Below are 22780 nucleotides of genomic sequence, written 5' to 3'. Positions count from 1 at the left end.
TAGGGACCTCATTGCTCAGCCAACCGCTCAAAGCCTGATTATTCGATGGTGATGGGTTGGGCCAGTTTAACTGGACACCTGCCCCTGACTAGACCACCCAGTGAACCAGATATGTCACGATGCGGGACAACACCACAGTCCAGTGCGCACGCCGTTACGCCAGCCGGGGCGACGGTTTGGTCTGCCTGACACTTCCACCAGCCTTCTGGAGGCCACCATGAACCATGTCCTTGCTGCCGCCCTGACCTTCACCACGCTGACCCTGCTGGCCAGCTGCGCCGAGCAGACGCCGGCCCCAGCGGCCGCCCAGACCCCCGGCGCTGGCCAGAATGCGTCTGGCCCCACGTTTGCCCTGGACCTGCGCCAGACGCCCCTGGCTGACCTGACCGACGACCAGCGCACCCGACTAGGTCAGGACGCCGCCGTGGAAGTGACCCTGCGGGACGGCACCACGGTCATGTACCGTAACGTCGGCGGCCATATGGTGCTGGACGGCGACATGCTGCTGGACCGCTCAGAGAACGCCGTGCGCGTGCTGGAACGGCTGAACAAGTCGGCCGGAATGCTGTCGGGACAGAGCCTGTCGCGCTTTGCGGCAGGCGGGGGCAACTGGTCGGGCAAAACGGTGTCGTACTTCTGGCGCCAGGGCGGGCTGACCAGCACGCAGGCGGCCGCCGTGAACGCCGCTGTCGAACGCTGGAACGCGCAGGCGGGCACGACGCTGCGCTGGGTGTGGAACCCGAACGCCGCCAACAAGGTGGAGTTTGTCGTGGGCGGCGGCGGCTGCGGGTCGTCCTATGTGGGGTCCATCGGCGGCACCCAGACGCTGACCATCGCGCCCAACTGCTTTACCAACAGCACCATCATCCACGAGATGGGCCACGCCTCGGGCTTTCACCATGAACACCAGCGCTGCGACCGCGACAACTACATCACGGTGGGCAGCAACTACGTGGGCGACACCACGAACTTCGGCAAGACCTGCAACGCCTACACGCACGGCCCCTACGACTACGACTCGGTGATGAACTACTTCCCGCCGTACATCTATGCGCGCAGCCAGCCGGTGGGCCAGTACAACGGCACGCCTGCCAACCTGGGCAAGGCCACCGAACTCAGCCGGGGTGACCTCTTCGCCCTGCAGGCCATCTACCCCGGCGGCACCACGCCGCCCACCCCCACGCCGGGCCGCACCTACACCGGCACCCTCAACCAGGGCGCCGCCACGGTTCAGCCGGGCTCCTCGGGCTTTTCCTACGCGGGCGGCGCCCTGAAAGGCGAATTGACCGGGCCAGCCGGCAGCGACTTTGACCTGTATCTGCAGCGCTGGACGGGCTCGGCCTGGGCCACCGCTGGGCAGAGCACCAGCCCGAGCAGTCAGGAAACCGTGTCAGTCACAGCGTCTGCGGGCACCTACCGCTGGTACATCTACAGCTACAGCGGCAGCGGCACCTACAAGCTGGTCGAAACGAAGTAAGGCAGTCACGGGGCGGGCCAGGTCAGAGACTCCATCGACCTGGCCCGCCCCGTGACGTTCCTTTACATCACCTGAGGATAGGCGCCGGGTAGATGCTGATCCGTTTATAGAGAACACCACATGCGGCCAGTCACCGGGCAGCGGAAGGTGATGTGACGCCGCCTGGCACCGGCACAATCCCACCTGCACTGCACAGAGCATTCTCCGGCTCCGGTATCCTCCAGAGAATGCTTCGCCCCACGTCGCTTGCCACCCGTTTTCCGCTATGACGTCTGCTGCCGAGGTGTGGCTGACCCCAGGGCAGTTGCAGACCATCATTGACGCGAGCGGCGACTGCATCAAGGTGCTGGACCTGGACGCCCGGCTGCTCACCATGAATCTGGGCGGGCAGCAGGCCATGGAGATTGACGACTTCCAGCAGTGCCAGGATGTCCTGTGGACTTCTTTCTGGGAAGGCGAAGCTCAGGCTCAGGTCGAGGCCGCCCTGGACGCCGCCCGGGCTGGGCAGACCACCACCCTTGAAGCCCCGGCCCGGACCTTTGCGGGCACGCCCAAATGGTGGAGGCTTTCGGTGTCTCCCCTGCGGGATGACCACGGGCACATCACCCACCTGCTCGCCATCTCCAGCGACATCACGGCGCGTAAAGCGGCCGAGGAAGACCGTCAGGCCAGCCAGGCCGCGCTGCACCGCCACGCCGCCACGTTAGAGCAGCAGGTGCGTCAGCAGACACAGGCGCTGGGTGCTTTCGTCACCTTCACAACCGCTGTGGCCAGTTCCACAGACCTGAAGGTGCTGGGGGCGGCGGCCACACAGATTCTTCAGGACACGGTTGAGGGCGCCATCAGCGGCTTCTATCTGGTGCAGGGCGACACCGCCTTGCCCCTGACGTTCTCCGCGAACACGCCTCCTGAGGTCGTTGCCGCACGCCAGGCTGGGGTGCCCCTCAGGACGCCGCTGGCCGCTGAAGCCTTCAGGACCGGGCAGGCGACCTTTGCCACCGGCGAGCAGGGCCGGGCCCAATCGGTGGGCCACAGCACAGCGCTGAGCGTCACGCCTTATCTTGCGCAGGGCCAGCCGTTCGCCTTCCTGGCGACGGGCATCACCCGGCCCCTCTGGACAGAGCAGGAGCAAGCGACCATCGCCTCGGTGGGTCAGGGCCTGGGGCTGGCGCTGGAACGGGTGCGGCAGGCCCAGGTGCTTGAAGAGCGCGCGGTGGCACTGGACGCGTTCGTCAGCTTTACCGAGGCCGTGGGGGTAGAAACGGACCTGCACCGCCTCGCTCGGCAGGCGGTGGCAGTGGTCCAGGCGCACCTGAGCGATGTCAGCGTGGCCTACTACGAACTGAAGGAAACGGTCTGGAAAGGGGTGGTGTGGTCCGCCGACGTGAGTCCTGAGGTCGTGAAACAAATGCAGGCTGGGGTTCCGCTGGATGCCCCGGACTTTGCCGAAGCGGTCCGCACAGGTGAGCCGGTTTTCGTACAGGGCTGGGATGCCGAAGACAATTCGCTCTCGGCGGCCACAGCGTACGGGGCGGCCGGTTTCGTGCCGCTGCTGATCGGCGGGGAGGTCCGGGCCATCTTTGCGGTGGGGAAACGGGCGGCCAAGCGCTGGTCGGCGCAGGACCAGGCGATTGTGCGGGCGGTGGTGCGGGGCCTGAGCCTGGCCGTCGAGCGAGCGGTGCAGGCCCAGCAGCTGACGCAGCAGCGGGACGCGCTGAACCGCCGCACACAGGACCTGGAGGAAGCCAACGCCGAACTGGAGTCCTTTACCTATTCGGCGTCGCATGACCTGCGCACCCCCGTTCGCCACGTCATGGCGTTTGCCGACCTGGCGCAGCGCGGCCTGGACAAAGGGCAACTGGACAAAGTGACCCGGCACCTTCAGGTCGTTAAAGAGGGGGCCGCCCGCATGAACACCCTGATTGACGGCATGCTGGTCCTGTCCCGGTCCGGTCGGCAGGCGCTCCGGCGGGAAGCCGTTGAGCTGAGCGCGTTGGTCAAGCAGGCCCAGCAAGACGCGGCGGCAGAGTATCCGGCGCAGGCCCTGCGGTGGCAGCTGGGGCCGCTGCCGGTGGTGCAGGGGGACCAGGGGCTCTTGCAGCAGGTGATGACGAATCTGGTCAGCAACGCCGTGAAATATGCCAGTTCCCGGCCAGTGGCCGAAGTGCGTATCTGGGCGGAGGAGCACCCTGACGCCGTGCAGGTCTGGGTGCAGGACAATGGCGTGGGCTTTGACCCCAGATACGCGGACAAGCTGTTTGGTCTGTTTCAACGGCTGCATGCTCATGAGGCGTTTCCCGGCACCGGGATTGGCCTGGCCACCGTGCGGCGCATTGTCACGAGGCATGGGGGTCAGGTCATGGCCCAGAGTGACGGCACGGACGGGGCCACCTTCGGCTTCACCCTCCCCAGGCACCGCTGAAGCCCCGGCCTACAGGAACGCGGCTTGACAAGGGGCCAGAGCCGGTAGCGAACTGCCGGATCAGCCCTTGCCGTTTTCCAGGGACACCCCAGCGCTCCCCTGATGTAACCCGCGCTTCTGGCCCACCAAAAACTTCGCCGCTCCTCTTCACGAAGAAGGGAGCGGCGAGTGGGTGTGGGCGGGCCTCACGCGGGGCGCAGGCGGCGCAGCAGGGCCAGCAGGTTCAGGTGGGGACGGGGGGCGCGGGCGGAGCGGCTGGCGGCCTGCACCTGCCGGGCCAGGCGGTCCTGGGCGGCTTCCCGCAAGAGGTCGTGGGCGTGAAGGTGAATCGGGTACTGATGCATCTGGGTCTCTCCACCAAGGCCCGCGCCGCTGCCTCTTTGGCAGCCATTCGGCCAGCGCGTTCCTTGTGCCCTTATGGTGCGGCCTGACCCCCAGGGCGCACATGCGGCACCTGACGCAGCGGTCCATGCGCCAGCGTGCCTAGCGGCATTAAGCATCCGGCAACGCGGCGCAGGCGGCAGGCGGCTGTAATAGAAGGATGCTTGCCCGCGTGCGCCAGGAATTTCTGCCTTTTGTGCGGCACCACTGGCGCTCCCTGCTGCTGCTGCTCCTGGGGGTCCTCGGGCCGCTGCTGCTGTTTACCGAACTGGCCGAGGAGGTGCTGGAAGAAGGCGGCTTTGCCTGGGACCAGGCGGTCCTCAGCTGGTACGCCGCGCAGCGCACGCCCACCCTGACGCGCGTGGCCGAGACGCTGGCGCAGATTGGGGGCGTGCAGGTGCTGCCCCTGATTACCCTGGCGATTGCCTGGTTGCTGGGGCAGGCAGACAGCGGGCGCGGCCGGGCCCACGGCTGGTTTCTCCTGACGGGCGTGATGGGCGCGACCCTGCTGAACGTGGTGGCCAAGGTCATTTTCCAGCGCCCCCGACCCGACGAGATGGTGGCCGTCCTGACCGAACCGGGCTACAGCTTTCCCAGTGGGCACGCCATGGCCAACGCCGCTTTTGGCATGGCCCTGACACTGGTGTTCTGGCGGTCGCGGGCCGGCTGGCCGGTGGCCGTGTTTGGGGCACTGTGGGCGGTTGCCGTGGGCACCAGCCGGAATTACCTGGGTGTCCACTACCCGTCAGATGTACTGGCAGGAATTACAGCCAGCAGCGCCTGGGTGGCGGGTCTGTATATCCTGATGAGTCGCCGCTGGCCGGGGCTGCGCCAGTCTCCCGGCGGGCAGCGCGATACCCGGACGTGAGCCTGCTGTTGAGGAGGTGAGGGGGCGCGTTGCCCTGGCGATCTTGCACCGGATTCTGCCAGCAACGCAGCGTAATGGCCTCGTCTGATCAGGCCCCAGATTCAACGGAATTTGCCTCATGGTGACAGAGACCAGAGTGTAGATGCAGCGGTAAAGATTCAGCCCTGGGCCTTGCAAGGCCAGACACACCTGAGTCCGCTGCCGCCTTTTGCACTCAGCTTGAGACTGTTGCTATGACCGAATCAGTCAAGGCGACGAACCTGGCCAGAACGATATCTGTCTAGGGCTTGATTGCTGCTCAAGCCAGGTGGCGCAGCGGGCTTCACCAAAAGAGAGCAGCGCCTGAAGATTGCTCTTAACCCACTGGCGGCGCAGTTTCCAGCCAGGCTCGGCGCAAAGTGCCACAGCTGGCTGGGCGCTCTTCGCAAACAGTCAGCCCACCTGGATCCGGTTCAGCCCGCAGAACCGCCTGACCCTGAAGATAAACAGGGCTTTGCCTATGTCGTGGGCTTGAGGCCAATTAGATGAACGGGCCACTACCTCTTTTGCCTGGCCCAAGCGGAATGCGGCCTCTAGACTTCCGTATCTCAGGGAACGTGGCCTGAACGCTGAATGAGATAAGAGCCGAGCCGGCGCAGGGGTAGGTCGCCAGCTTCACCCTGGGAGCCACTCCCTTACAAGAGGAATAAGGAACAGCGTGAAGCCCCCAGAGCACCCACATGAACCAGACCGACTTGCCGCGCTCTACCGCTATCACGTGCTCGACAGCCTCCCCGAACCGGCGTTTGACCGCATCACCCGCCTTGTCCAGCGGTTCCTGAAAGTTCAGATCGTGATCATCAATTTTGTCGCGGCGCAGCGGACCTGGCTCAAATCCAGCGCCGGAACCAACATCCACGAAATGGACCGGGAGAACGTCTGTTGTGGGGAAACTGTTGAGCGCGGCGTGGCGTTTACGGTTGAGGATCTACACGCCAGTCCACGTTTTCAGAACGATCCGATGGTGAAGTTCGAGGGTGCCCGCTCTTATGCAGGGGTGCCCCTGACCACACCAGACGGGTTTCATATTGGCAGCCTCGCGGTGTACAGCAGGCGCCCCCAGTCCTTGACAGCTGATGACCTGAAGTTGCTCGAAGATCTGGCGGCCATTGTCATGGATGAGTTGGAGTTGCGGCTCATCACGCTTGACTGGCAGGCGGCCCACGAACGCAGTGAGCATCTGGCGCACCATGACGCGCTAACAGGACTGCCCAACCGGCTGCGGTTCCTGGACCGGGCGGAACAGGCGCTCCAGTTCGCGCGCCGTCACAAGACAGGAGTGGGAGTGATGGTCCTGGATCTGGACGGATTCAAGCTCGTGAACGATTCACTCGGCCATGACACAGGCGACGAACTGCTCAAGGCGGTGGCCCACCGGCTGTCTGACCTGCTCCGTACAGACGATCTGATTGCGCGGTTTGGTGGTGACGAATTTGTCCTTCTGATTCCCGGCGTCTACAAGAGTCTGCATGTCTCGCAGCTCGCACATGATCTTCAGCAGGCTCTGAGTCAACCCTTCTCCGTCCACGGACATATGTTGAACCTGGGCTCCAGCGCTGGAATCAGCCTCTATCCCACAGATGGCCAGGACACGAAAGCCCTTCTACGTGCCGCCGACACCGCGATGTATCACGCCAAAGCGCTGGGTAAAGGGCAGTACCAGTTTTATCAGGAGTGCATGACCCAGGCGGCCCGGGAGAAGCTGTCTCTGCGTAACCGCCTGGGCCAGGCCATAGAACAGGGCGAGTTGCAGCTCTACTACCAACCTCAGATCGACCTCCGCACGGGCCAGGTGGTGGGCATGGAGGCGCTGCTGAGGTGGCCCCAACGGGATGGCCGGTGGATCTCGCCGGCGCAGTTTATTCCCCTGGCAGAAGAACAGGGCCTGATCGTTCCGCTGGGCGAGTGGGTTCTCCACGAAGCCTGCACCCAGCTGGCCCAGTGGCGCGCCCAGCACCCACTGACCTGGCAGATGTCCGTCAACGTCTCGGCCCAGCAGTGGCTGGATTCCGGTTTTCTCCAGGTCATTCAACAGGTGCTTCGGGACACGGCCCTTCCGCCAGCCCAGTTGGTACTGGAGGTCACAGAGAGCGTGCTGCTCAAACAGTCAGCAGAGACACTCAAGCTGGCGCGGGCCCTGACTGCCCTGGGCGTTCAGGTGGCGCTCGATGACTATGGGACTGGCTTTTCAAACCTCAGTCAATTGCAACACCTCGATATCAGTCAGCTGAAACTCGACCGCTCTTTCGTGACCCCCCTTCCAGGAGGCCACAAGGTTCTGGCGATGGTTCGGAGCGCGATCACGCTGGGTCATGGGCTCAATGTCTTTACGGTTGGGGAAGGCATTGAGACCCAGGCCCAGTTGGAAGCGCTCAAATCTCTGGACTGCGACATTGGGCAGGGCTTTTTGCTCGGCCGGCCTGTCTCTGGCCAAGAGTTCGGGGTGCGTTACCTGCCGGCCTAAGGCGTTCAGTCGGGAGCTGCCGGGCCTTCCTGAAGGGAACGGAGGAAGGTGGCGACCACCTGGGGATCAAGTTGCCGCCCAGCCTCCGACCGCAGATAATCGGCCGCCTGGGCCTGGGTCCAGGCGGCCTTGTAGGGCCGCTCGCTTAACAGCGCGTCGTAGACGTCAACGACCGCAAAGACACGGGCCAGTAGGGGAATGGCCTCACCGCTCAGGCCAGTGACATAGCCGCCGCCGTCCCAGCGCTCATGGTGAAAGCGGATGAGTTCCAGAACTTCGGGCGGCACAAACCCGAGCGCCGCCGCGAAGCGTTCGCCCTCCAGCGTATGGCTGCGCATCACGGCCCATTCCTGTTCGGTCAATGGTCCAGCCTTAAGCAGAATGGCGTCTGGAATCACCATCTTCCCAATGTCGTGCAGGTACGAACCCAAACGGAGCGTTTCAAGTTGGGCCTCGCTCAGCCCCAGGGCCTGCCCAAGCCGCAGGGCGAGGGCCATCACCCGGTCGGTGTGTCCCTTGGTCTCCCGGTCTCTCACTTCCAGAACGAGGCCCAGCGCGCGCACCGCGGCCTCACGCGCGTCTATGGCCTGCTGCTCGGCACGTTTTCGGTCGTCGATATCCGTGCAGGTGCCGACCCAGGCCAGCTGAAGCCCGAGATCATCTGTCACGCGAACACCACGGGTCAGGAACCAGCGGTAGGTGCCCGTTTGGCCCCTCAAGCGGTACTCAATCTGGTAATCCTGACGCTGCTCGACAGCCTGTTTCCAGACGGCGACCGTGCGCGCCTCATCGTCTGGATGCACAGCTTCCTCGAAGCCAAACCCCCGGGTTTGACCAATCACCCCGGTGTAGGCAATCCAGGCGCCATTGACGTGTGCCCACACGCCGTCTTGATTGGCGGTCCACAGCATCACGGGCATGGCTTCTAGCAAGTGCTGATACACGTGACTGGCCGAAGGCATTGGGTGGGCTTGCGCCGCCCTCTTCGCCGCCCGGTCTCTCACACTACGGCCTTACTGCAGGGCGTTGCCTCACTCCACGCGGGGCAGTTCCGACCACATGATCGCATGCTGTTCAGTTTGGTGCGGTTGGGAGTAGGTTGGACTTCCGCTGCATGAAGTCAACTCTTCAGTTTTCATCTATACGCAAATAAAGAGGTAAAGATTTCAAAAACCGGGGACGCCCAGGCAAGCTGAACTGGCAAGGTGCCCTGCACCAGGCGCCTCGACGGCTCAGCTGCCTGGTGCGCTCTGGTGGTTCGGCTGAAGCTCAGGTGTGAGAACCGCTCAGCTGGCAGTAGGGGCAGGTTCGCCCAGGCCAAAGGCGTGGTGAACCGCCAGGGTGGCGGTGTCCACATGTCCGGCCTCAACAGCCACCGACACATTCAGCTCGGAGCTGCCCTGCGAGATCATCAGGATGTTCACGTCCTGTGCCGCCAGCGCCGTGAACATGCGGGCCGAGACGCCCTTCTGGCCGCGCATCCCGCTGCCCACAATGGCCAGCACAGCCACGCCCGGCTGCTCCTCGACCTGCAGTTCCAGGCTGACCCCGGCGCGCAGGGCGGCCAGGGTGCGCTCGGCGTCAGCGGTCTGCACCGCCAAAGAAACGTTACTCATGGACGAGCTTTGCGAGACCATCAGCAGGGTCACGTTTTCGCGGGCAATGGCGTCAAAGACGCTGGCAATCACTTCGGGAATCCCCAGCACCCCGGCGCCGCTGACATTGACGATGCTGACGTTGCGAATGGCGGTCACGGCTTTGACCGGGTGCCCTTCCTCGTCGCGCGGCTGGGCCTGCACCAATGTGCCGGGAAAATCGGGGTCGGCGGCACTTTTCACGCGCAGGGGAATGCCGCTGTCCTGCAGGGGCGTCACCGCCAGCGGGTGCAGCACCTTGGCCCCAAAGTAGGCCAACTCCATGACCTCGCCGTAACTCAGAACTTCGATGTTGCGGGCGTCCTTGACCACGCGGGGGTCGGCGCTCATGACGCCGTCCACGTCCTTCCAGGCCCAGACCTCGTCGGCGCCCAGGGCCTTGCCGACAATCGTGGCGCTGAAGTCGGTGCCGCCGCGCCCCAGGGTGGTCATGGCCCCCTTGTCGGTTTCGCCCATGAAGCCCGCCACCACCGGGGTCACACCCGCCGCCAGCAGGCCACTCAGGCGGTCCTTGACCCGCTCGTAGGTACTGGGGAGGGGCTTGGCGTTACCAAAGTGGCTGTCGGTCAGGATGCCGGCCTCGCCGCCCGTCAGGTGGTGGGCGCGCAGGCCACTCTGCTCCAGGGCCAGGCTCATGAGGGGGGCCGACAGGCGCTCGCCAAACGCCACGATCAGGTCTCGGCTGCGCGGGGTCAGTTCGCGCAGCAGGTAGACGCCGTAGATGGCCTGGCGCAGGGTTTCGTGCATCTCGCGGATTTCGCGCACAGCGCTGCTGTCGGGGGCCGCGCCCAGTTCCTGGGCCGCTGCAAAATGCCGGGTCCGCAGCAGGGCAATCTCGTCGTTGGCGCTGGCGATGTCACCCGACTGGGCGGCGTCGGCCAGTTTCAGCAGGCTGTTGGTCACGCCCGCCATCGCCGAGACGACGACCACCACCTTGATCCCTTCACGGAGGCTGCGCGCCGCCAGAGACGCGCTGTGGCGAATGGCGCGGGCGTCCTGCATATTCGTGCCACCAAATTTCATGACCAGCAGCTCGGGCTTCATGGCACGCAGTATGCCGCGCCGTCTGCTGTAGACGCGGGGAGGCGTCTGGGCAGATGTCTGGGCAGATGTCTGGGACTCGCCTCACCCTCTCCCGGCTTCAGAAGACAGGCGCTTGCGCATCCAAGCCAACTGGCCTTGATGGCCATGTGGGCTCATCAAGGCCAGTGCAGGCGGCGGTCAGTAGAAGACCAGTTCGCCTGCTGCGCCCAGTGGCTGCACCGCGTAGGTGTTCAGGGTGCCGCCGCTGGGGGCCGGGGCGCTGTTGGTCAGGCGCAGTTCGGCCAGCGGGAGCTTGCCCAGCAGCTGAGGCAAGTCGTGCGGCACAGAAGGCACGTAGTTGCGGGTGCAGTGCAGGGTCACACGCTCCGGGGTCACGCTCTGCACTTCGCAGACCGGCTGAACCGTGAGACGAACCGGCGTGGACATCTGCCCGCTGCCCGCCAGGGCAACGCTCGACAGGACCAGGGACACCAAAGAGAGAACGCGCTTCATACAACCTCCGTGAGGGACGCGGCCAGCCGGGGCAAGCACGCGGAGAATGGCCTCACGGTAGGCAATGGAGTGGCACAGCCACCTGTCAGAACAGAGGCTTCAGATGAACTTTTGTACGAAGTGGCCGCGAAAGGTGAAAATTCTGACTTTGGGTTCATGGTCGCGCAGGCCAGGGCGCAGGTTCACCTGTTCTTCACACGGCTGATTCAAGATCGGCCTATGAAACGACTCTGGGCGGCAGGCACGGCGGCAGTTCTGATGGCGGGCGAGGCCCAGGGAGCGGATTACCGGGCGGCCGACGGTCAGGCCAGTTTCACCCATACGGTGCGCCTGATTCCGGTGCGCGGCAACATCGCCGGAGTGACGGCCAGTGTGGAGCTGGACCCGGCGAATCTGGCGGCCACGACCGGCTCGGTGAAGGTGCCGGTTTCAGGCTTAAAAACGGGCATCGGCCTTCGTGACACGCACGCCAAGGGCGAGAACGCCCTGAACGCTGCCAAGTTTCCTAACGCCACCTTTGCCCTGGAGAAACTGACCGGCGGCAAGCTGGCCGAAGGGCAGACGCTGTCCACGACCGCCACCGGCAAATTGACGGTCAAGGGGACCACCAAGACCATCAGCGTGCCGGTCAAGGCCACCTTGCAGGGCGGCAAGGTGAATGTCAGCACCCAGTTCAAGTTCAATCCCTATGACTATGACGTGCGTTACCCCGGCAGCAGCGACTCGGTGACAGTAGACGTGTCTTTCACCCTGATCAAAGGCTGAAGACACTCGTGCGCCAGGCCGCTGCGCTGGCCCTGCTGCTCTCCTTGACCAGTGCATGGGCTACGCCTGTGCCCCCGACTGACTCCGGTGATGGTCGTGCCGTCCCCGGTCTCCACCTTGACCTGGGAGAACATCCAGACGCGGCGGGTCAATCTGGGGCCTGGGCCAGTGACCCTTGAACTGAGCTGTTTTACCATCACATACCGCTTGCTCACGTCGGGCAGACGGGAGATCTCTGCTTTCCCCGACCATGTGGACTGTCCTGAAATCCAGAGCAGGCGCTTCTGCCTGCCCGGAGCGTGCGCGTGGAAGGCTTGCCGCCTGAAGTGACCGGTCTCCCCGATGGCCGCTACGTCCTGGAAGTAACTTTTAGGGTTGCCCCCTGGCACCTGATCCGCCGGGCCACGGTGCTGCTGCGCGGGGCTGTCCCCACCTCACCCTAACGCCGCAACAGCACCGCCAGGTTGGTGCCCACCACCACGCAGTGCAGCATGGCCTGAGCCACCTGCGCCGAGACGGTCACGCCAGTAAACCGGGCCGAACGGGTGTAGCTCAGGCGCCAGGGCAGGTGAAAACTGGCGACCAGCAGGGCCAGGGCCAGCACCACCAGCACGGTCCACAACGTCTTCTGGTCTTTAATGACAGTGCTCAGCAGCAAGTACCCCAGGGCACTGAGCAGCGACCCACCAATGGCCCCTGACAGCAGCGGCAGCGGGCTGAGAGGCGGATAGCTGGGCGGCACGCCAGTCACACGTACGAACACCTGACCCAGCACCAGAATCAGCGGCACCAGAATCAGGCAGGCCAGCCCCAAGCGGCCCAGCAGGTCTGGAAAGGTCAGGGGCGCAAAAACGGTGCTCACAGCGGGCCTATCTGGGGCCGGTGAGCACCAAAACGTCGGCGCAGTCCCCCGAACACGGATGGTCCTCCGGCAAAGCACCACGCCGCGATGATGGGGTCGCAGACGGCACAGCCAAACGATGAAGTGGCCGACAACGGCACGATAGGGTTGCCGTACAGGTAATGCAGCGCGTCCCAGCCAGTGTGCAGCAGCCAGCCGGCGCCGATAAAGGCGTAACTGGTCAGCCCCCGGTACGCGCAGACCGTGACCAGCGCGGTAAAGGCCAACTCCCAGGCGCCAAAGCCGCCATTCAGGTAAGCCGCCCCCGCACCAGCAATCATGACCGCGCTGAACTTCTGCCGCGCCGGCTCCCTGAGCAGCGAGGACAGCGAGATGTATAGTAGCCCAATCAGCACCGGGGCCAGCCAGTCAAGGGGCCCCAGCAGCTGCACTTTGGCCATCAGCAGTTCGGTCCAGACCATGTCGCTCCTTTGCTGCTGGCCACAGAGCGGCACCACCAGCAGCCGAAACCTAGCACGACCGGTCGTGCTATTTTAAAGCGATGAATGTCCCCACGTCTGGCAAAAGAGCCGCGCTGCTGCGGCAGGGGCTGGACCTGGTGACGGTCCACGGCTTCGCAGGAGTGAGCCTGGGCATGCTGGCCGAACACACAGGCCGGTCTAAAAGTGGGCTGTTCGCGCACTTTGGTTCCAAGGAGGACCTGCAACTCGGACTTCTGGACCAGACCTCACGCGAGTTTGAGGCGGCGGTGCTGGAGGGGGCGCTGCGGGAAGCGCCGGGCCTTCCCCGGCTCGAACGGGCGGCGCGGCTCTGGATGGGCTGGCCGGCCCGCGCGGGCCTGACGGGCGGTTGTCCGGTGGCGGCAGGCCTCTTCGAACTGGATGACCAGCCGGGGCCGCTGCGAGACCGGCTGCTGAACACCGAGCGCGAGTGGCGCGCGCTACTGGCCGCCTGGACGCGCGAAGCAGTGACACTGGGGCAGTTACGCCCCGACCTGGACCCCGAGCAGTTTGTCTGGGAACTGTGCGGCCTCTACCTCGCGCACCATGTGTCGCGCCGCTTTGTTCAGGACGAGGCGGCGGAGGAGCGGGCCGAGCGGGCGCTGAGCGCTTTGCTGGCGCGTTCACGGCCAGAGCTGTAGGCGCCGTCGGAGTGGCCTAGGCTGAGGCGCCAGCCGCCTCACCCACCGCCGCCGGGCTGCTTGAACCGGGTCTAAGTTCCTGTTGGTGTCCAGAGGACACGAAATTGGCCTCCGGCATCAGGGGGTACACTGCGACATGCGAGGTCTCTGCTCTCCCCCACTGGGGGGGGTGGCCCTCACGACTGGAGGCACAGCATGAAAGTAGGGATTAACGGTTTCGGCCGCATTGGCCGTCTGGTGTTTCGTGTCCTGGAAGCGCGCGGCGTCGAAGTGGTGGCCATCAACGACCTGACCGACAACAAAACGCTCGCCACCCTCCTGAAGTACGACAGCACCGCCGGCAAGTTTGACGGCACCGTCGAGTACGACGAAGAGAGCCTGACCGTGAACGGCAAGAAGATTCACGCGCTGGCCGAGCGTGACCCGGCCAACATCAAGTGGGGCGAGCTGGGCGTGGATATCGTGATTGAGTCCACCGGCATCTTTACCAGCCGCGAGGGCGCCAGCAAGCACATTGAGGGCGGCGCCAAGAAGGTCATCATCACGGCGCCTGCCAAGAACGAGGACATCAGCCTGGTGCTGGGTGTGAACGAGGGCGACTACGACGCCAGCAAGCACAACATCATCTCCAACGCCAGCTGCACCACCAACAGCCTGGGCGCCCCTATGAAGCTGCTGGACGAGGCCTTTGGCATCGAAAAGGCCATCATGACCACGGTGCACAGTTACACGAACGACCAGCGCGTGCTGGACCTGCCGCACAGCGACCTGCGCCGCGCGCGCGCCGCCGCCGTGAACATCATCCCCACCTCCACGGGCGCCGCCAAGGCCGTGTCGCAGGTGTACCCCGCGCTGAAAGGCAAGTTCGACGGCACCAGCCTGCGCGTGCCCACCCCCACCGGCTCGATCAGCGACGTGGTGGTCATTCTGAAGCGCGACGTGACCGTTCAGGAAGTCAACGACGTGTTCAAGAAGGCCGCCGAAGGCAGCCACAAGGGCATCATCTCCTACACCGAAGACCCCATCGTGCTGGCCGACATTGTCGGCGACCCCCACAGCGCCATCATTGACGGCGGCCTGACGATGGCGATGGGCAGCCTGGTGAAGTTCTTTAGCTGGTACGACAACGAGTGGGGCTACAGCAACCGCATCGCCGACCTGGTGGAACTCGTTCAGCAAAAAGGCTGATGGCTGACGGCTGATGGTTGATGGTGGGGACCCTGGTCCTGTCACCATCAACCATCAGTTTTTGTCTCTCACTTTTTCCGGAGTAACCGTGCAAAACCTGAAAACCCTAGATGTTCGTGGCAAGCGCGTGCTGGTGCGCGTGGATTACAACGTGCCGGTCAAAGACGGCGCCGTGCAGGACACGACCCGCGTGACGGCCAGCCTGCCCACCCTGCGCGCGCTGCTGGACGCGGGCGCGCGCAATGTCATTCTGCTCAGCCACTTTGGCCGGCCCAAGAACGGCCCGGAAGACAAGTATTCCCTGAAGCCGGTGGCGCCCGTCTTGCAAGAGGCGCTGGGCCGCGACGTCACGTTCATTTCCGGCACCGCTGACAGCAGCGAGACGCTGGCCGCCGTGCAGGCGCTGCCCGAGGGCGCCGTGGCGCTGCTGGACAACGTGCGCTTCAGTGCCGGCGAGGAACAGAACGACGCGGGGCTGAATGAACGTCTGGCCCGGCTGGGCGACGCCTTTGTGCTGGACGCCTTTGGCAGCGCGCACCGCGCCCACAGCAGCGTCAGCGGGGTCGCGGGCCTGCTGCCCCACGCGGCGGGGCACCTGCTGCAAACCGAGGTGGACGCGCTGGGCCGGGTGCTGTCGGGCCAGGAGCGCCCCTACGTGGTCATCATCGGCGGGGCCAAGGTCAGCGACAAAATCAAGGTGATTGAAACCCTGCTGCCCAAGGTGGACCGCATGCTGATTGGCGGCGGCATGATGTTCACGTTCCTCAAAGCGCGCGGCGGGCAGATTGGGGCCAGCCTCGTGGAAGAGGATCAGGTGCAGTACGCCCGCAACCTGCTGGATACCTACGGCGACAAGTTGATGCTGCCCACCGACGCGGTGGCGGCTGACCGCTTTGCCGCCGACGCCCAGACGCAGGTGGTGCCCGCCGGGGCCATTCCAGACGGCTGGATGGGCCTGGATATCGGCCCGCAGACGCAGGCCGACTACGCTGAGGCCCTGAAAGGCGCGAAAATGGTGTTCTGGAACGGCCCGATGGGCGTCTTCGAGTTTGAGGCCTTTGCTGCGGGCACGAATGCAGTGGCGGCGGCCGTGGGCAGCCTCAAAGACCAGGCCTACACGGTGGTGGGCGGCGGCGATTCGGTCAGTGCCATCAACAAGAGCGGCCGGGCTGACCAGATCGACCATATTTCTACGGGCGGCGGCGCCAGCCTGGAACTGCTGGAAGGCAAGGTGCTGCCCGGCGTCGAGGCGATGGGTTAGGCAACCTGTCCACCCCTTGGCACGGAACAAGACAGGCCGGGTCCGGCACAGCCCATCACGCACAGGAGCGGCACCATGACGGCACAGGCCACGCAGCTGATCCACCGGTCCCAGCATCAATTCACTGAGGCCTTTGCCCACCAATTGGTCGCGCACCTGAACCGCCTGCGCCAGGAAACGCACCCCGATGACCCGCCCGTCAACCCTGAGCATGTGTGGGGCCAGATGCAGCATCTGCCGCCCCTCCTGGAGCTGGACCTCTGGACGGTGGAGGACGGCAGCGGCATTCACGCCCACGCACGCACACAGCTGATGAACACAGAGGACAACCAGCATCTGGCCGACCTGGAATTGATGGTGGCCCCGGATTGGCGCGGGCGCGGAGTGGGCGGGTCGCTGCTGCGCCGCGCAGCGCAGGCCATGCAGGCGCGCGGCCGGTCCCTGCTGCTGGCCCGCACCACCGACCGCGTGTCGGCGGGCGAGGCCTTCGCGGCGCACTGTGGGTTCACGCCAGGCCTGGCCAATCACGAAAACCGACTGCTGCTCTCTGATCTGCCGGACGGCCTGCTAGAGCGCTGGACCACCCGCCCGGCGGACAGCTACACCCTGGAAGTCTGGGAAGGCGCGGTGCCCGAAGCGGACCTGGCCGCCTACGCGGCGCTCCTCAGCGTGATGAACAGCGCTCCCCGAGGTGACCTGAAGGCCGAAGACACCACCGTGTCGGCGCAGGAGGTCCGTGAACTGGAAAGCCTGAGCCGCGCCGGTGGGCGGGTCAGCTTGACCGCAGTAGTGCGCGCCCCCGACGGCACGCTGGCCGGCCTGAACGACCTGTCGTGGCGAGCGTCGCAACCGGGCATCGTGAGCCAGGGCAATACGGGGGTGCTGGCCGCCCACCGGGGCCACGGCCTGGGCCGCTGGCTCAAGGCCGCGAACGTTGCCCACCTGCGGCGCCTCAGCCCACAGGCCAGGGAAATCCGCACGCAGAACGCCGACAGCAACAGCGCCATGCTCAAAATCAACACCGAGATGGGCTTCCGGCCCTTTATGGCGACCACCATCTGGCAGGGCGAGATTGACACTATTCTTTCGCGCCTGCCCAGGGAGGACTGAAGATGCACAACCTGCTCGCACTGAACTGGAAAATGAACAAGACCCCCACCGAGGCCCGCGCCTGGGCGCAGGAACTGGGCGAGAAGCTGGAGGGCGGCGCGGCCGAACTGGCCGTTCTGGCACCGGCGGTGGCCTTAAGCGCCCTGGCCGCCAACCTGCCTGCGGGGGTGGCCTTTGGCGGACAGGACGTGTCGGCCCACGAGAGCGGGGCATACACCGGTGAGGTCAGCGCCGCCATGCTCAAGGACCTGGGCGCCACCTACGTCATCGTGGGTCACAGCGAGCGCCGCGAGTACCACGGCGAAACAGACGCGGTGGTGGCCGCCAAGGCCAAACAGGCCCAGGCCAACGGCCTGATTCCGATTGTCTGTGTGGGCGAGGGCCTGGCCGTGCGCGAGCAGGGCGAACAGGTGGCCTATACCCTGGCGCAGCTGAACGGCAGCTTGGCCGGCGTGGGCCCGGAGGTGGTGATTGCCTACGAACCCGTGTGGGCGATTGGCACGGGCAAGACAGCCACCGCCGAGGACGCCGAGGAACTGGCCGCCGCCATCCGCGAAGCCCTGCTGACGCGCTACGGCAGCGACGCAGATGACCTCCGGGTGCTGTACGGGGGCAGCGTTAAGCCAGACAACATTGCCAGCATTTGCGCCAAGCCGAATGTGAATGGCGCGCTGGTGGGCGGCGCCAGCCTCAAAGTCCCGGATGTTCTGGGTATGAGCGACGCCTTGAAATAACAGCAGGTGGTGAGGGGCTCGGTGCTTTGAATAGATGCACCGAGCCCCTCAGAGTTATTAGAGGGACACAGCTATATTAAGTGAATAGTTTCACGATTCTTCTAGATCGTGAATTTTTAGCCTCATCTGTATCATGCTTGCTTGGCGCGAACGGCAAGAATACAGAAGACTCATTCTGGTACCAGCCTCGGCAGGCGCCTTCTCTGCAGCTCTGCCTATACTGAGCGCCGATATGAGCCTGTTTTCGACCATCCATGACCTCAAGCAGCATGTGGGGCAAACCGTTTCCCTCCACGCCTGGCTGACTGACAAAAGCGGCAAAGGCAAGATCCAGTTTCTGAAGCTGCGCGACGGCAGCGGCTTTGTGCAGGCCACCGTCTTTAAAGGCGACGTGACCGAGGACGTCTTCGAAGCGGCCAAGCGGCTGACCCAGGAACAGGCTGTGACTGTGACCGGCGAGGTGCGGGCCGACGAGCGCGCGCCGGGCGGCGTGGAGCTGAGCGTACGTGGCCTCTCCCCCATCAGCGAGAATCACGCCGAGTACCCCATCACGCCCAAGGAACACGGCATCGAGTTTCTAATGGATCACCGCCACATCTGGCTGCGCCACCGCCGCCCCTGGGCGATTATGCGTGTGCGCGACTGCGTGCAGCGGTCCATCGTGGATTTCTTTCACGGGGAAGGGTTTATCCGCTTTGACGCTCCCTTTTTCACACCCAATGCCGCTGAAGGCACCACCGAGCTGTTCGAGATTGACCTGTTCGGAGAGGACAAGGCGTACCTGAGCCAGACGGGCCAGCTGCACGCCGAGGCCGGCGCCTTTGCCTTTGGCAAGGTCTATACCTTTGGCCCTACCTTCCGCGCCGAAAAGAGCAAAACGCGGCGCCACCTGCTGGAATTCTGGATGATCGAGCCGGAGGTGGTCCCCAGCAACCACACCGAGAACATGGCTTTGCAGGAGCGCTTTGTCAGTTTTCTGGTGCGCCGCGTCCTGGAACAGTGCCCTGAGGAGCTGGCGCTGCTGGGCCGCGACGTGGGCAAGCTGGCCGGGGCCGCCGAGGGTAGTTACCCGCGCGTGACCTACACCGAGGCGCTGGAGATTATCCGGCAGCACATCGAGAGCGGGGACCTGCCCGACAACGTGCAGGCCGACGTGCAGCCGGTGGACTGGGGAGACGACCTGGGCGCCCCGCACGAAACGATTCTGGGTCACCACTTTGACCGCCCCGTGATCATTGAACGCTACCCGGCGGCGATTAAGGCCTTTTACATGCAGCCTGACCCCGAAGACCCCCGCGTGGCCCTGTGCGACGACATGATTGCTCCCGAAGGCTACGGCGAGATTATTGGCGGCTCCGAGCGCATTCACGACTATGAGCTGCTCAAATCGCGGATCGAGCACGAAGGCCTGCCGCTCGAAGCGTTCGAGTGGTATCTGGACCTGCGCCGCACCGGCTCTATGCCCCACGCCGGCTTTGGTATGGGTCTGGAACGGGTGATTGCCTGGATTACTGGCATTGACCACATCCGCGAGGCCATTCCCTTTCCGCGGATGCTCACCCGCATGCGCCCTTAAGCGGCAAAGACGAAGCCCCAGCGAACTTTGCCGCTGGGGCTTCGTTTTGTGGCTCTTCAGGTGTTGGCATCCGGGAGAAAGGTCTGTTCCTCCACCACCAGTTCTTCATACGCCAGTTGAAGGGGCACCGTCTCCTCGCGCACAAAGGTGTCTTTGAACACCCGGACTTCCTGTGTTTGGGCTATGACTTTGTCCACTACGGCGCGTTCATCGGAGAGCAGCACCTCATAGCTTTCGCCCGGAGCCAGGGTGCGGGTGCCGATTTGCACGGTGGGGGCACCCTCTATGGCGGTAATCACCAGAACCTCGGAGACGAGTTCCACGCGCACCGTTTCCTCACGCACTCGGCGTTCACGGCGCAGCATCACTTGCCCCGTCGCCTCCCGAATCTTGCGGACCTCGGCACGTTCTTCACGCAGTTGCAGCACCCCTTCCAGGGCGCGGCTGACCTTCCGTTCTTCTTTCATAGGAAACGGGGGAAGGGCACAGCGGCCCTTCCCACACGCCTCTTAGCGGCGGTCGATCTTGCCGTCAAGGGGGTCCACGGCGTCTTTCACGGCGTCCACCGTGCGCTCGCCCAGGTTGCGGTCATCGCGCAGCGTGGTGCCCTCGGCGCCCTGCACCGCCACCTGACCGGACTGGTCCACGTCCAGGACTTCGCGGCCCACCGTCTCGCTGACGGTCTGCTGCTCAGTCACAGTCCGCTTGCCAATCTCGACTTCCTCGGTCACGTAGGCCTGCTTGCTCACGTCGGCCCGCTCGGCTTCCAGATCCACCCGGATGGTCTCGGTGCCAGCGCCCAGGGTCACGTTGCCGTCCACGGGACGGGCGTCCGTCACCACATGACGCTCGATGACGATTTCTTCGCGCTCCAGACCCACCGTCACGTTCTCGGTGCGGGTCTCGACGTGCTTGCCGATCTGCACCTGCCCGGCCACATAGCGGTCCTTGTTGACCTGAAGGCGCTCTTCCAGCAGTTGCAAGCGCTGGGGCGTCTGGAACAGAGTATCTTCATCGCGGTAGATGAATTCACCGGCGTTGGTCTGATGCTCAGCGTGGTCTACACCACGCAGAATACGCTCGTCGCCCACCTGGGCTTCATAGTCGTAGTCCTGACCCGCGACGTAGCCGGAGAGGCCCTTGACCTGATCTTTCGTCAGATTATCCAGGTAGACGCCGTCGTCTTCGATACGCGCCATGCCGACGGGCACCATGACTTCCTTGGCCGAGAACCAGCCGCCCACATCCACAATCAGGTAACGAATCTGGCCGCCGTCGTCGGTTAGGGCTTCGCGCACGGTACCTACTTTCTCGTCCACGGCATAGGCGTTGCGGCCCACAATGTCATAGGTATCGCCCAGGTCGTAGGAACGGTCGCGCACCAACTCGGAAACAGGAATCAAACGTGCCATAACAGCCTCCTTGAATGGGCTCACCCGGGAAGGGAATGAACTGGCCGGAGTGTGGCAGGGCAAACGCAAAGATTTTTACGACTCTGCTCAAGTCTTGGCTAAGAACCACATTGATGGAGATGCGCTTCAGATCCATTTAAGTGAGTCTTAAGGCGCTGGGATACAGTAGAGACATGATTGCCTATAGCGAGGTGAGTGCCTTCACCGAGACGCCAGGGCACGGCAACCGGGCGGGCGTGGTGCTGCGCGCCGGCGAACTGAGCCGCACAGATTTGCAGGCCCTGGCCGCCCAGATCGGCGCGCCAGAGACGGTATATGTCATGCGGCGCGAGGGACAGATTCTGCGGGTGCGCTACTTTACGCCTACACAAGAGGTGGATTTCTGCGGCCATGCCACCGTGGCCTTGGGCCTGACCCTGGCGCAGGCCGGCGAGTGGGACGGCACCTCTGTGCTGTACCTGGACACACTGGCCGGGCGGGTGCCGCTGAGGCTGGACAGCGTGGCGGGGGTGCCGCAGCGGGTGTGGATGCAGCAGCCGGCGCCCAGTTACCGCCCGCTGCCCCGCAGCATCCGCACCGAACTGGCCGAGGCCCTGGGGATTGACGCGCGCATGGTTCACCGGGGACTGCCGATGGCGGCGGCCAGCACGGGTCTCTGGAGTGTCTTTCTCCCGCTGCTCGACAGCGTGATTCTGGACGGCCTGGAGCCGGACCTGCCGCGGATTCAGGCCCTGACCGAAGCGCTGGGCGTGGTCAGCCTGTACGCCTACGCACCGATGGGCGTCAACCGTTTTGCGGCGCGGGACTTTGCCCCAGCCGTAGGCATTCCGGAAGACCCGGTGACTGGCAGCGCGGCCGGCGCCCTGATGGCGCTGCTGGCCAGCCAGGGCCGCCTGCCGGTGCGCGGCGAACGGGCCTGCGGCGTGGTGTATCAGGGACACGCGCTGGGCACGCCCGGCGAGGTCGAAGTGGAACTGGAACTGCAGGGTGAGCGGGTCGCGGCGGTGCATGTGGGCGGTCAGGCCACGGTGGAGCGGGAAGGCACCTGGGCACCCCGCTCGGTGGTAGGGCGGTAGCACTCTAGACTGCGCCCCATGCTTGGCCTGATTTGCATTGACGTGGACGGCACCCTGGTGGGCACGGGGAACATCATCCGGGAAGACGTGTGGGCGGCGCTCCAGACAGCCCGCGCGCAGGGGGTGCGGCTGGCCCTGTGCAGTGGGCGCCCCGCCTTTGGCAACGCCCGTGCCTACGCCGAGCGGATAGATGAGGACGGCTGGCATATTTTTCAGAACGGGGCCAGCATCGTCAACGTGGGCAGCGGCCACAGCCTCTCTGAGCCGTTTCCACCGGAAAGCCTGCCGGGCCTGCTGGCACGGGCGCAGCAGGAAGACCGGCTGCTGGAGATCTACACCGACCTGGACTTTGCCATCACCAAACCCGGCGACTACGCCGAACGCCACGCGCGGCTGCTGGGGGTGCCGTACCACCCCAAAGCGCCCAGCGACCTGAGCGGCGACGTGGTGCGGGTGCAGTGGGTGGTGGCGCGCGAGGAAGAGGCGGCCGTGAGCGCCGCACCCCACGACGGGCTGAGCCTGCACCCGGCCGGCAGCCCGGTGATGCCGGACGCCATGTTTATCTCGGTCACGCGGGCAGGGGTGGGCAAAGGCAGCGCGGTGGCCCAGGTGGCGCGGGCCTACGGGGTGCCGCTGGACCGCGTGATGATGGTGGGGGACGGCGAAAACGACGTGACCGCCATGCGCGAGGTGGGGCATCCAGTGGCCATGGGCAACGCCGACGCCCCGGCCCGGCAGGCAGCGCGGCACTTTGTCGGCCATGTGGACGACGGGGGGCTGCGCGAGGCTGTGGAGCTAGCGCTGAGCCTGTGA

At 64.8% G+C, this 22780-nt stretch carries 22 protein-coding genes; 14 read left to right on the top strand and 8 right to left on the bottom strand.

All coding sequences use genetic code 11. The annotated features are described in order from the left end of the window. The first annotated feature begins 217 nt into the window (after positions 1-217). Positions 218-1477: a M12 family metallopeptidase gene (locus tag GO986_RS19310; RefSeq protein WP_157461098.1), complete on the top strand. Its 1260-nt coding sequence runs from the start codon at positions 218-220 to the stop codon at positions 1475-1477. A gap of 265 nt (positions 1478-1742) precedes the next feature. Continuing rightward, positions 1743-3899 carry a PAS domain-containing sensor histidine kinase gene (locus GO986_RS19305; protein WP_157461096.1) on the top strand — a complete coding sequence of 719 codons (2157 nt, stop codon included), beginning with the start codon at positions 1743-1745 and terminating at the stop codon, positions 3897-3899. A gap of 185 nt (positions 3900-4084) precedes the next feature. On the opposite strand, the gene GO986_RS19300 is transcribed toward GO986_RS19305, so the two are convergent. After that, complete coding sequence (locus tag GO986_RS19300; protein WP_157461094.1) at positions 4085-4243, bottom strand: hypothetical protein; 159 nt, start codon at positions 4241-4243, stop codon at positions 4085-4087. A gap of 197 nt (positions 4244-4440) precedes the next feature. On the opposite strand from GO986_RS19300, the gene GO986_RS19295 reads away from it, so the two are divergent. After that, positions 4441-5148 (top strand): phosphatase PAP2 family protein, encoded by a 708-nt coding sequence (locus GO986_RS19295; RefSeq protein WP_157461092.1) that lies wholly within the window; start codon positions 4441-4443, stop codon positions 5146-5148. A 697-nt stretch (positions 5149-5845) separates the two neighbouring features. Next, positions 5846-7651 (top strand): putative bifunctional diguanylate cyclase/phosphodiesterase, encoded by a 1806-nt coding sequence (locus GO986_RS19290; protein ID WP_369409483.1) that lies wholly within the window; start codon positions 5846-5848, stop codon positions 7649-7651. Between the two features lie 5 nt (positions 7652-7656). On the opposite strand, the gene GO986_RS19285 is transcribed toward GO986_RS19290, so the two are convergent. The 3 genes from GO986_RS19285 to GO986_RS19275 all read right to left on the bottom strand — a co-directional run bounded on the left by GO986_RS19285 (position 7657) and on the right by GO986_RS19275 (position 10842). Continuing rightward, positions 7657-8613 (bottom strand): HD domain-containing phosphohydrolase, encoded by a 957-nt coding sequence (locus GO986_RS19285; protein ID WP_157461090.1) that lies wholly within the window; start codon positions 8611-8613, stop codon positions 7657-7659. 324 nt (positions 8614-8937) lie between these two features. Continuing rightward, entirely contained in the window at positions 8938-10350 is a 1413-nt protein-coding gene (locus GO986_RS19280) for an aspartate kinase (protein WP_157461088.1), read from the bottom strand. Positions 10351-10527: 177 nt separating this feature from the next. After that, positions 10528-10842: a hypothetical protein gene (locus GO986_RS19275; RefSeq protein ID WP_157461086.1), complete on the bottom strand. Its 315-nt coding sequence runs from the start codon at positions 10840-10842 to the stop codon at positions 10528-10530. Between the two features lie 219 nt (positions 10843-11061). On the opposite strand from GO986_RS19275, the gene GO986_RS19270 reads away from it, so the two are divergent. After that, positions 11062-11607 carry a YceI family protein gene (locus GO986_RS19270; protein ID WP_232337902.1) on the top strand — a complete coding sequence of 182 codons (546 nt, stop codon included), beginning with the start codon at positions 11062-11064 and terminating at the stop codon, positions 11605-11607. Between the two features lie 305 nt (positions 11608-11912). Further along, positions 11913-12050 (top strand): hypothetical protein, encoded by a 138-nt coding sequence (locus tag GO986_RS19265; RefSeq protein ID WP_157461085.1) that lies wholly within the window; start codon positions 11913-11915, stop codon positions 12048-12050. Here GO986_RS19265 and GO986_RS19260 read toward each other — a convergent pair. Together GO986_RS19260 and GO986_RS19255 are read right to left on the bottom strand one after the other, a co-directional pair. Beyond that, positions 12047-12469: a hypothetical protein gene (locus GO986_RS19260; protein ID WP_157461083.1), complete on the bottom strand. Its 423-nt coding sequence runs from the start codon at positions 12467-12469 to the stop codon at positions 12047-12049. The two genes, GO986_RS19265 and GO986_RS19260, sit on opposite strands and share 4 nt — an antisense overlap. Continuing rightward, on the bottom strand, positions 12466-12930 hold the full coding sequence (locus GO986_RS19255) for a DUF6010 family protein (protein ID WP_157461081.1): 465 nt from the start codon (positions 12928-12930) through the stop codon (positions 12466-12468). The genes GO986_RS19260 and GO986_RS19255 overlap by 4 nt, the downstream gene beginning before the upstream one ends. Before the next feature lie 80 nt (positions 12931-13010). Here GO986_RS19255 and GO986_RS19250 point away from each other — a divergent pair, with 80 nt between their 5' ends. The 6 genes from GO986_RS19250 to asnS all read left to right on the top strand — a co-directional run bounded on the left by GO986_RS19250 (position 13011) and on the right by asnS (position 19479). Further along, complete coding sequence (locus tag GO986_RS19250) at positions 13011-13610, top strand: TetR/AcrR family transcriptional regulator (protein WP_157461079.1); 600 nt, start codon at positions 13011-13013, stop codon at positions 13608-13610. Between the two features lie 195 nt (positions 13611-13805). Then, a complete protein-coding gene (gene gap / locus GO986_RS19245; RefSeq protein WP_157461077.1) occupies positions 13806-14798 on the top strand; it encodes a type I glyceraldehyde-3-phosphate dehydrogenase in 993 nt (330 codons plus the stop codon). Positions 14799-14886: 88 nt separating this feature from the next. Next, entirely contained in the window at positions 14887-16059 is a 1173-nt protein-coding gene (locus tag GO986_RS19240; RefSeq protein ID WP_369409482.1) for a phosphoglycerate kinase, read from the top strand. A gap of 75 nt (positions 16060-16134) precedes the next feature. Then, positions 16135-17169: a GNAT family N-acetyltransferase gene (locus tag GO986_RS19235; RefSeq protein ID WP_157461073.1), complete on the top strand. Its 1035-nt coding sequence runs from the start codon at positions 16135-16137 to the stop codon at positions 17167-17169. Positions 17170-17171: 2 nt separating this feature from the next. Further along, positions 17172-17903, top strand: coding sequence for a triose-phosphate isomerase (gene tpiA / locus GO986_RS19230; protein WP_157461071.1), 732 nt, complete (start codon positions 17172-17174; stop codon positions 17901-17903). Between the two features lie 232 nt (positions 17904-18135). Further along, positions 18136-19479 carry an asparagine--tRNA ligase gene (gene asnS, locus GO986_RS19225; RefSeq protein ID WP_157461069.1) on the top strand — a complete coding sequence of 448 codons (1344 nt, stop codon included), beginning with the start codon at positions 18136-18138 and terminating at the stop codon, positions 19477-19479. Positions 19480-19535: 56 nt separating this feature from the next. Here asnS and GO986_RS19220 read toward each other — a convergent pair whose 3' ends face one another. Both GO986_RS19220 and GO986_RS19215 read right to left on the bottom strand, forming a co-directional pair. Beyond that, entirely contained in the window at positions 19536-19946 is a 411-nt protein-coding gene (locus tag GO986_RS19220; protein WP_157461068.1) for a DUF2382 domain-containing protein, read from the bottom strand. 42 nt (positions 19947-19988) lie between these two features. Next, positions 19989-20891, bottom strand: a complete 903-nt coding sequence (locus GO986_RS19215; protein ID WP_157461066.1) for a PRC and DUF2382 domain-containing protein — start codon at positions 20889-20891, stop codon at positions 19989-19991. A 173-nt stretch (positions 20892-21064) separates the two neighbouring features. Here GO986_RS19215 and GO986_RS19210 point away from each other — a divergent pair, with 173 nt between their 5' ends. Further along, positions 21065-21967 (top strand): PhzF family phenazine biosynthesis isomerase, encoded by a 903-nt coding sequence (locus tag GO986_RS19210; RefSeq protein ID WP_157461064.1) that lies wholly within the window; start codon positions 21065-21067, stop codon positions 21965-21967. Positions 21968-21985: 18 nt separating this feature from the next. Next, positions 21986-22780, top strand: coding sequence for a Cof-type HAD-IIB family hydrolase (locus GO986_RS19205; RefSeq protein ID WP_157461062.1), 795 nt, complete (start codon positions 21986-21988; stop codon positions 22778-22780).

It is taken from the genome of Deinococcus arboris (genome assembly GCF_009755355.1).
GTDB classification, from domain to species: domain Bacteria; phylum Deinococcota; class Deinococci; order Deinococcales; family Deinococcaceae; genus Deinococcus; species Deinococcus betulae.
The sequence above is the reverse complement of the archived record's forward strand: the minus strand, read 5'-3'. Positions and strand labels throughout refer to the sequence as shown.